Source organism: Streptomyces sp. NPDC051561 (assembly GCF_044454195.1).
GTDB lineage: Bacteria > Actinomycetota > Actinomycetes > Streptomycetales > Streptomycetaceae > Streptomyces.
In genome coordinates this window covers 201,535-211,335 of sequence record NZ_JBITDM010000014.1, presented here as the reverse complement: position 1 = coordinate 211,335, position 9,801 = coordinate 201,535, and the positions used below count along the sequence as shown (strand labels likewise).

Below are 9,801 nucleotides of genomic sequence, written 5' to 3'. Positions count from 1 at the left end.
CTGCAGGGGGGACCCTGTGGGAGAGTAGGACGCCGCCGAACAATTATTGTGGGAAAGCCCCGCACCAGGAAACTGGTGCGGGGCTTTTCTGCGTTTACAGGGTGGAACGGGGTCCGTAGCATCGGCGTATGGAACACCTCATACGTCGTATACGTGCCGATGAATGGAAGAAGTCCCGGGAGCTTCGGCTGGCTGCGTTGCAGGATCCGGCGGCTTCGATTGCCTTTCTCGATACGTACGAGAATGCCGTCGGCCAGCCTGATGCGCACTGGCAGGAGCGTGCGCAGGGCGCGGCCGAGGGGACTGCCATTGCGCAGCTCGTGGCCGAGACTCCGGACGGTCGGTGGGATGGCACCGTGACGGTGATGGTCGAGCGGGCCGGGTCCGGTGGGGCCTTTGCGGACGCCGCGCTTGTCGATCAGACCCATGTGGTGGGGGTGTTCCTGCGGCCCGAGGCACGGGGGGCCGGGCTTGCGGATGCGTTGTTCCGGGCTGCGGTGGAATGGTCGTTCGCGCTGGAAGTGCCCCGGATCGAGCGGGTGCGGTTGTTTGTGCACGAGCGGAATGCGCGGGCCGAGGGGCTATACCGGAAGGTGGGCTTCGAGCGGACCGGGCACACCGTTCCGATGGAGGGCGACCGGGCGGACGAGAACGAGATCGAGATGGCGGTGCGGAGGCCGGCCGGTCTCGGCTGAGCAGTTGTGAGTAGTGGGGTGTGGGGATGAGGGCCCGGTCGCGAGTGCGGCCGGGCCCTTTGTCGTGTCGTACGGGAGAAGAAGGCTCAGTGCGGGGCGTTGCAGGGGCAGCCTGGGGTGGCTATTGGGGAGGGGCCCTCGGGTGGGGTGCTGGCGGCGGCGGCTTTTTCCACGGCGGCGAGGAGGCGGGTGCGGTCGGTGGGGTCGATGTAGTGGCCCGCGTTGACGACGGAGTGGATGCGGCGGGTGTGGGTGATGTCGGTCAGGGGGTTGGCGTTGAGGATCACGAGGTCGGCGGGGCGGCCCTTGGGGAGGTCGAGGAGGTCGGCGGCGGCGGTGGTGGCGGAGCGCAGGACGTCGCGGGTGGGCAGGCCGGCTTCGACGAGGAGGCGGAGTTCTCCGTGGAGGGAGAAGCCGGGGACGGAGTAGCCGGTGCCGGTGTCGGTGCCGGCGATGAGCTGGACGCCCGCGCGGTGCATTTCGGCGACCAGGTGCAGGCGGTGGTCGTAGAGGCGGCGGATGCGGGCGGTGTCCTCGGGGGAGCGGGAGCCGGTCAGGCCGTCCCAGGTGGCGGGCCAGGAGGCGACCTGCCAGGCGGGGAGGTACTTCCATTCGTCGGCGGAGGTGGGGAGGTCGGCGGTGCGTTCCAGGGCGTGGTGGACGGTGAGGGTGGGGACGACCCGGGTGCCGTGGGCGGCGAGGGTGTCGAAGAGACGGCGGGCGCGGCCCTTGTCGTACGACCGCATCGCCTGCCATTCGAGGGGGTGTATCTGGCGGAACCAGCTGGCGTAACGGGAAATGCTGGAGGGGTCGTTGGGGTCGATGCGGACCTGGGCGAGGCCTTCGCGGATCTCGCTCTCGCGGGAGGAGGTGGCCAGGAGTATGGCGTGCAGGTGCTCGATGGAGCGTTGTCCCGAGGCGACGGCGTGGGTCATCGGGAGGGTGTCGGGGCAGTGGCCGGCGAAGGGGATGTGGAGGGAGCGGGATTCGTCGGCGATGGCGGCGTACGCCTCGGGGGAGAGCCGGGAGTAGACCTTGACGAAGTCGGCGCCCTCGCGCTTGACGCGGCGGACGGCGGCGCGGGCCGACTTGGCGTCGGTGACCTCGATGACGGGGAGGCCGAGGTCGCGGGCCCAGATGGAGGGCGGGCCGTCGATGATCGGGCTGGCTATGACGAAGCGGGGGCCGAGGAGGGAGCCGGCCTGGATCTTCTCGCGCCAGGTGTGCTGGGTGGCGGTCCCCCACATGTCGCGGACCGCGGTGACACCGGTCAGGGGGAAGAGAGGCGGGGTGTAACCGTCCTGGCCGTCGCCGGTGTGGATGTGGGACTCGACCAGGCCGGGGATGACGTACTTGCCGGTGAGGTCGATGACGCGGGCGCCGGGTGGGGGACTCAGTTGGGCACTGGGGCCCGAGCGGACCAGGCGGCCGTTGCGGAGGATCAGGGTGCGGTCGTGCTGGGGGCGGTCGTTGATGCCGTCTATGACGGTGGCGTGGGTGAGGGCGAGGGTGGTGCTGGGGGTGGAGGGGCGTGCTGCGGTACGAGTGGTGGGAGTTGCCGCTGAGGCCGGGGTGGCGGGGAGGAGAGCGGCGCCGGTCAGGGCGGTCGCGGTGGTGAGGGCTTGGCGTCGGGTGGGCATGGTGGCCTCTTCTGCCGGTGCGGAGTGGGGGGGGGGGGGGGGGTGGGGGGGGGGGGGGGGGTGGGGGGGGGGGGGGGGGGGGGGGGGGGGGGGGGGGGGGGGGTGGGGGGGGGGTGGGGGGGGGGGGGGGGGGGGGGGGGCGGGGGGCCCCCCCCCTGACTCTTCCGGGTTCGAAGGCGTGGGGCAGTGGGGGTGGGGGGCCGGTTGCGGGTGGAGGTGGGTGCACCTTCGGGGGTGGTGCCGACCTCAACTGCCCTGTGGCCAGCAGGAATTGAACTGTTCCTGGGAACGGAGCAGGGCCAGGGTCGGGAGACCTTGACCCTGACCGGCCGTGAGGAGCTCCGGGAGCTGGGGAAGCGGAGCCACGGCCGCGACATCGTCCAGAACAAGCGTCATTGGTGGGTCGAGCCGACCGTCGGATGACCGTGCGGCCATGCGGCGGCCGTGCTCGACCACGTCTGAGGCGAGGGCGGTGAGCAGGGGCATCGCGCCCGGCCCCGAGGCCCGGGTGCGGGGATCTTCGATTGCTTCACCGACCACATAAAGCGTTCCCCCCTCGTCCACAAATGATTCCAAGGTGAGCGAATCGTTTCGGTTAGGGGTGCAAGATTCGCGGATGTGGATCGAAGAGAGGGCGGAGAAAGCGCGGATGGTCAACTGGGTTGCCATGTCGCGTCGTTCGGGGTGCGAGGTGAGGGCGGACTCCAGGAGGCCTGCGGCGCCGGGGCGGGCCTTGGGGTGGGTGCGGAGGATGCGTACCGCTTCGTGGGAGGCGTGGCCCTGGGCCCAGCGGAGGAGCTGCTTGAAGGGGCGGCCGTCTATGGCGGCGGCGTGCAGCCAGCTGGCGAGGAGGGTTTCGGCGGTGTCGGCGGTGGCGGTGTCCGCCTTGGCGCGGGGGCGGATCGGGGTGAGGATCGCGCGGGCGCGGGCGGCGGCGGTGGCGGGGTCCTCGCAGCCGGAGGTGGGGGACCAGTGGAGGCGGGCGGGGGTGTCGCAGAGGTGGGTGGGGTCGTAGAGGAGGACGGGGCCGAGTTTGGCGCGGGCGTCCTTGGTCTCGGACCAGAGAGTGGGGTCGGAGGTGAGGAGGAGGGCGGGGCCGGGGGCGTCGAGGAGGGTCTGGACGGCGGTTGAGCGGTGGGTGGTGCGGGGGTGGAGGGGGGTGATGGGGAAGGCGGGGGTACGGGGGTGGGTGTGGGACGGGAGTGGGGGTGGGGGTGCGGTGTCCGGCGGCTGGGTCGGCCGAGGGGTGGCGGTGGGGTGCGGGTCTGCCGGCTCGGCGGGCTGAGGGATGGCGGTGGAGGGTGGCTGCGCAGGCTGGGCGGTGTGCTCTGTCGGGGTGTCGGGGGTGTCGGGGGCGTGGGGAGTCCGGTCGCGGTAAGCCGCCTCGCGTCGGGCTTCGCGGGCTTGGGCGCGGACCAGGCGCCAGCGGGTGAGGGTGCCCAGGATGAAGATGGTGAGGACGATCAGGATGAGGAGTTGGCCGATGAACAGGCCCCAGAAGAGGCCGTAGCCGGAGAGCTGGGAGGGGGGTGTGGCGGGCCAGGCGGAGGCCAGGTCGGTGGGGGCGGTGAGGAGTTGCCGGATGGCGGGTGGGGTGTTGGGGAAGGTGACGTTCTTGGGCCAGGCGCCGTGGGAGAAGAGGCCGGAGAGGCCCGTGGCGGTCCAGGTGAGGAGGGCCAGGCCGAGGACGAAGGTGAGGAGGGCGAGGAGTAGGCCGTCGGGGATTCCTCGTTCGGGGCGGGGGTGGTTGGGGTGTTGGTGGTGGGTGTGGCCGTGGCGGCGGGAGGGGTCGCTGTATCGGCCGGGGTCGGGGCCGGGGCCGTAATGGGCGTAGCCGGGGTGGGCGTGGCCGGGGTGGGCATGGCCGGGGTGGGCCGGGAGCGAGAGGTGCGACTCCGTCGGGGGCCGCCCCCTTGCCCGCCCGTTCCGCCCCCGGGGGGCGGCCCCGCCGCCCAAGCGGGCTACCAGGAGCGGGAGGGGGGCGGCTCCGCCGCGCAAGCGGGCTACCAGGCGTGGGAGGGGGGCGGCTCCGCCGCGCAAGCGGGCTACCAGGAGCGGGAGGGGGGCGGCCCCGACGGCCGAGCGGGCTACCAGGAGTGGGAGGGGGGCGACGGCGGCCAGGAGGGTTGGTGGGGTGGGGTGGGGGTGGGGCATGTCAGGCCACCGTTGCGTCGGAGGACTCCACCTCGGACATTTGGGCTTCGATGAGGGCGGCGCGTTGTTCGGCTTCCCAGTCGGCGGCGCGGGCTTCGTCGTTGAGGAAGTCGTCCTCGGGGCTGGGGGCGAGGGAGGACTCGGTCATGGCGCGGTCGGTGAAGACGAGGGGGCGTTCGGCTTCGGTGATCAGGTGTTTGACGACCTGGACGTTGCCGTTGACGTCCCAGACGGCGATGCCCGGGGTGAGGGTCGGGATGATTTCCACGGCCCAGCGTGGGAGGCCCAGGACGCGGCCGGTGGCGCGGGCCTCGTCCGCCTTCTGGGCGTAGATGGTCCTGGTGGAGGCCATCTTCAGGATGGCCGCCGCCTCGCGGGCCGCCGCGCCGTCGACGACGTCCGAGAGGTGGTGGACGACGGCGACGAAGGAGAGGCCGAGGCGTCGGCCGAACTTCAGCAGCCGCTGGAAGAGCTGTGCCACGAAGGGGGAGTTGATGATGTGCCACGCCTCCTCCACCAGGAAGATGCGCTTGACGCGGTCGGGGCGGATCCAGGTGTGCTCAAGCCAGACGCCGACGATCGCCATCAGGATCGGCATCGCGATCGAGTTGCGGTCGATGTGCGAGAGGTCGAAGACGATCAGTGGGGCGTCGAGGTCGATGCCGATGGACGTCGGGCCGTCGAACATGCCGCGGAGGTCGCCGTCGACCAGCCGGTCGAGGACGAGTGCGACATCGAGGCCCCAGGCGCGTACGTCGTCTATGTCGACGTTCATCGCCTCGGCCGACTCCGGCTTCGGGTGGCGGAGCTGCTCGACGATGTCCATGAGGACGGGCTGGCGGGTGGTGATCGTCGAGTTGACGTACGCGTGCGCGACCTTGAGGGCGAAGCCGGACCGTTCGTCCAGGCCGTGGCCCATGGCGACTTCGATGATCGTACGGAGCAGGGCCAGCTGGCCGGTGGTGGTGATGGCCGGGTCGAGCGGGTTGAGCCGGATGCCGTCGTTGAGGGCGGCCATCGGGTCCAGGCGGATGGGGGTTATGCCCAGCTGCTGGGCGATCAGGTTCCACTCGCCGACACCGTCCTCGCCCTGCGCGTCGAGTACCACCACCTGGCGGTCACGGAACCTCAACTGCCGTAGTACGTACGTCTTTTCCAGCGCCGACTTTCCGTTGCCCGACTCGCCGAGCACCAGCCAGTGCGGGGCCGGGAGCTGCTGCCCGTACAGCTGAAAGGGGTCGTAGATGTAACCCTTGCCGCTGTAGACCTCACGCCCGATGATCACGCCCGAGTCGCCGAGTCCGGGCGCGGCCGTCGGGAGGTACACCGCCTGCGCCTGGCCGGTGGACGTACGGACGGGCAGGCGCGTCGTCTCGACCTTGCCGAAGAGGAAGCTGGTGAAGGCATCCGTGGCTGCGGACAGCGGGTCTCGCATGGTCTGTCCTTTCGGGGGAGCTGGGCCGATCGGCGGGTCCGGGCCGGCCGGCGACGGGCGCGTGGGTCAGCGACGGATGCCTGTGGCGAACGGGAGCGTGTTCACGAAGGCGCGGTGGTGCTCGCGGTCGCACCACTCCAGCTTCAGATAGGACTTGCCGGCCGAGGCGCGGATGGTGCGCTTGTCGCGGGCGAGTGCTTCGGGACTGCGGGAGGAGACGGTGATGTAACCGACGATGTTGACCCCGGCGGCGCCCGACGCCAGGTCCTCGCCGCGCTGGTCGAGGCGGCCGTGGGCGGCGATGTCACGGGGGTCGACGGTGCGGTTCATCTTGGCGGCGCGCGAGGCGTCGGCGTCGTCGTTGGTCTTCTCCGTCAGCATCCGCTCGATGGCGACCTCGGTGGGTTCGAGGTCCATGCAGACGGCGACGGTGCGGATCACGTCCGGGGTGTGGACGAGCAGCGGGGCGAGGAAGTTGACGCCGACCGGGGTCATCGGCCACTCCTTCACCCAGGCGGTGGCGTGGCACCACGGCTCGCGGGTCAGCGACTCGCGGGTCTTCGCCTGGAGGTACGTCGGCTCCATCGCGTCCAGCTCGGCGGGCCACGCGTTGCGCTTGGTCATCGCCTGGATGTGGTCTATGGGGTGGTCCGGGTCGTACATGGAGTGCACCAGGGAGGACAGCCGGCCCTGGCCGAGCGGCTGACGTACCCGGATGTCCGCCTCGGCGAGACGGGCGCAGATGTCGGTCAGCTCGCGCGCCATCACGATCGCCAGACCGGCGTCCTTGTCCAGCTTCCGCTGACCCTTGGGCCGGGACGCCCGCGCCATCGCGGCTCCCTCCGCGGCCAGCTCACGGGTGTAGTGCATACAGGCGACCAGGTAGGCGCGGTGCTGCTCGCTGGAGGTGGACACCATCGACTGGAGCTGGTCGTACGAGTCGCTCAGCCAGCCCGGCGCGTTGTGGTCGCCGCGCTGGGCGACGTCCTTGGCGTGCGCGTCCGGGTCGGCGGGCAGGGTGCGGGCCAGCATCTGGAGGCGGGTCACGAAGCCGTCGCCGTTAGCCACGTGCTTGAGCAGCGTGCCGAAACGGTCCACCAGGGCTTCCTGGTCCTCGCTGTCGCGCAGGCCGACGCCGGGGCCCTCGATCTCGATGGCGGCGGTGACGGTGCGCCGGTCGGCGTGCAGCAGTACCGCGATCTCGTCGGGACCGAAGGGGGCGGCCAGCCAGTTGATCCGGCCGATGCCCGGCGGCGGGCCGATCTCGACCTCGCGGCCGTCGCCCTTCACGCCCGCGTCCATCGCCTGGGAACGGTACGTGGTTCCCTTGCGCAGGTTCCGCTTGTAACTCCGGTTGATCTCGAACCACTTGTAGAAGGTGCGGTGCTTGTACGGCACGTACACCGCCATCAGCGCGATCAGCGGGAAACCGACGAGCAGCAGGATGCGCAGGGAGAGGGTGGGGACCAGGAGTCCGCACATCATGCCGACGAACCCGCCGGCGATGATCAGTGCGATCTCGCCGGTCTCGCGGTTCTTGCCGACGATCGCGTTCGGCCTGGCCCGGCCGATGAGATACGTCCGGCGGGGCGTGATCGGGTGGGACTGGGTGGTCACCGCCCTCCACCTCCTGTGTCCTTGCGGTGGCTGTGGGGCGAGCCGGAGGTTCCGGTGTTCCCGCTGCCGCGGTTGCTGTGGGTGCTGTTGCTGCGGGCGGAGGGGGCGGCGGACGGGAGGGCGCTCGTGTTACCGCCTCCGGTTCCTCCGTTTCCGCTTCCGGTTGAGGAGCCGCCGCCCCGGCTGCTGTGGGCGGCGATACCGCCGCTGGCCGTGGCGGTGGAGGCCTGGCGGGGGGCGGGGGTGCCGCCACCGCCGCCGCCCCGGCTGCTGTGGGTCTTGATGCCCTGGGAGACGAGGTTGGCGGGGGAGGAGAGGACCGCGGAGGCGCGGGCGCCGTCGGTGACCTGCTTGCGGCTGGCGCTGGCGGCGGCGATGTCGTCACCGAAGCCGGGCACGAAGCGGTAGATCATCGCGGAGGCGAAGATGGCCAGCAGGATGATCGCGAGGCCGGAGACGACGGCGGAGAAGGCGTTGGGGCCGTCCCCCGTGGAGAGGGCGCCGGCCAGGCCCAGCACGATCACGATCACCGGTTTGATCATGATCACGGCGATCATGATGCCCGCCCAGCGGCGGACGTGGCCCCAGAGGTTCTTGTCGACCAGGCCCGCGTAGACGATGGTGCCGAGCAGGGCACCGACGTACAACAGGGCGGCCCTGATGACCAGTTCGAGCCAGAGAACGCCCGCGGCGAGGATGGTGACCAGGGCGACGACGATCAGCATGATCGGGCCGCCGCCGATGGAGTCGCGCTTCTGCAGCGCCTCGGCGAACGACCCGAAGAAGACGTCGGTCTGGCCGCCGGACGCGGAGGAGATGACGCGGGTGACGCCGTCGGTGGCCGAGACGACGGTGTAGAGGATCAGGGGGGTGAACGCCGAGGCCAGGACGGTCAGCCACAGGAATCCGATGGCCTCGGAGACGGCGGTGGAGAGGGGCACGCCGCGCATGGCCCGCTTGGCGACGGCCAGCAGCCACAGGACGAGGGTGAGCACGGTCGATGCGGCGAAGACGACGGCGTACTGCTGGAGGAACTTGGGGTTGGTGAAGTCGACGTTGGCGGTGGACTTCACCGCCTCGCTGAGCTTCCCGACGATCCAGGCGGCGGCGTCGGCACAGCCTTTGGCGAGGGAGGAGAGGGGGTCTAGGGCGGAGTCGGTGGGGGGTGTGGGGGCGTTGGGGGTGGTGCCGGGGGTGGCGTTGCCGCGTTCGCAGTATTCCTTGGCGGGGCCGACGATGAGGTCGCAGTTACTGGAGGGGGCGGACGGCGACGGTGTCGGTGTGGGGGCGGCGAAGGCGCGTGCCGACATGACGACGACGGTGACCTGCACTGAAGCCAGAACTCCGGCGACCGTGAGCGCGCGGCGCGGGCTATCGGGCATACGTGAACCCTCCGTACTCCTCGACTGCCTTGGCGATCTCATCTGCGTCGGAGGCCCTACGGTCGGCGTTGACGGGGGCAGGGCCCTCCTTCTGGGAGTAGCTCTCGACCATCCAGTCGTCCTCGTGCCACTGGAGCTTGAAGACCATGGTGAACCAGTCATTGGTCACCGGGTTGCTTTCGGCTCCGCCGCCGGCCGTGCCGAATACGCCTGTGCACCAGACCTCGACTGTCGCGGTGGAATCTGAAGACGCGGTGACCTTGGTGCCGACCGGAGCGGTGCGTGAGACGTAGGTCTTGCCCTCAGCGGCGTTGCCGTTGGCGTCGAGGCCGACCTTGTCGAGGAACGTCTTGTCGTACGCCTTGTCGAACTTGGCCTGAAGCTCGTCGACCTTGGCCGGGATGAACACCTGCGGCACGATGTCGCGACGGCGGTCCGGCTTGAGGATGTCTGCGGACACCAGCGCGACGGCGAAGTTTGCGGCTGCGCTCTGGGCGCCCTGGACGTTGTGTTCGTATCCGCTCGGCACCGAGCCTGCTTGGCCCGTCACCGGCTTCTCGCCCGTCGCCGCCGTCGAGTCCGAAGAAGGTGCCCCCTTCTTCCCTTCGTCCTCGCCCGGGCTCGTGTCCGTCCCCCTGTTGGCGAACGCGATGGCCGCGATCAGGACCACCACCACCGCCACCACCGAGATCATCGACCGCGAGGCGCGCGGGCCTCCACGGCCCCGGCCCGACGGGCCCGACGCCTCGTCCGGCATGCGGGTACGCGTCTGACGGGTGCCGCCCATCGTGGTGTAGGGGTCGTCGGTTCCCCTCCGGTCGTTGTCCTCACCGAGGCTCATGCCGCGTACGCCCCCTCAGCCTTTCGCGGTCCCTTGT

Annotated in this window: 7 protein-coding genes; 1 reads left to right on the top strand and 6 read right to left on the bottom strand. The window is 70.7% G+C overall.

What is annotated here, in order from left to right:
• Positions 1-128 precede the first annotated feature (128 nt).
• Complete coding sequence (locus tag ACIA73_RS27880) at positions 129-695, top strand: GNAT family N-acetyltransferase (RefSeq protein WP_399441495.1); 567 nt, start codon at positions 129-131, stop codon at positions 693-695.
• Positions 696-781: 86 nt separating this feature from the next.
• Here ACIA73_RS27880 and ACIA73_RS27875 read toward each other — a convergent pair whose 3' ends face one another.
• From ACIA73_RS27875 to ACIA73_RS27850, 6 genes are all read right to left on the bottom strand, one after another.
• Complete coding sequence (locus ACIA73_RS27875; protein WP_399441494.1) at positions 782-2,335, bottom strand: amidohydrolase family protein; 1,554 nt, start codon at positions 2,333-2,335, stop codon at positions 782-784.
• Between the two features lie 246 nt (positions 2,336-2,581).
• Positions 2,582-4,489, bottom strand: coding sequence for a type VI secretion protein (locus ACIA73_RS27870; protein WP_399441493.1), 1,908 nt, complete (start codon positions 4,487-4,489; stop codon positions 2,582-2,584).
• A gap of 1 nt (position 4,490) precedes the next feature.
• Entirely contained in the window at positions 4,491-5,924 is a 1,434-nt protein-coding gene (locus tag ACIA73_RS27865) for an ATP-binding protein (protein WP_399441492.1), read from the bottom strand.
• A 66-nt stretch (positions 5,925-5,990) separates the two neighbouring features.
• Entirely contained in the window at positions 5,991-7,541 is a 1,551-nt protein-coding gene (locus tag ACIA73_RS27860; RefSeq protein WP_399441491.1) for an SCO6880 family protein, read from the bottom strand.
• Entirely contained in the window at positions 7,538-8,923 is a 1,386-nt protein-coding gene (locus ACIA73_RS27855) for a hypothetical protein (protein ID WP_399441490.1), read from the bottom strand. The genes ACIA73_RS27860 and ACIA73_RS27855 overlap by 4 nt, the downstream gene beginning before the upstream one ends.
• On the bottom strand, positions 8,913-9,764 hold the full coding sequence (locus ACIA73_RS27850) for a hypothetical protein (protein WP_399441489.1): 852 nt from the start codon (positions 9,762-9,764) through the stop codon (positions 8,913-8,915). Before ACIA73_RS27850 ends, ACIA73_RS27855 begins: the two co-directional genes overlap by 11 nt.
• Positions 9,765-9,801: the final 37 nt, after the last annotated feature.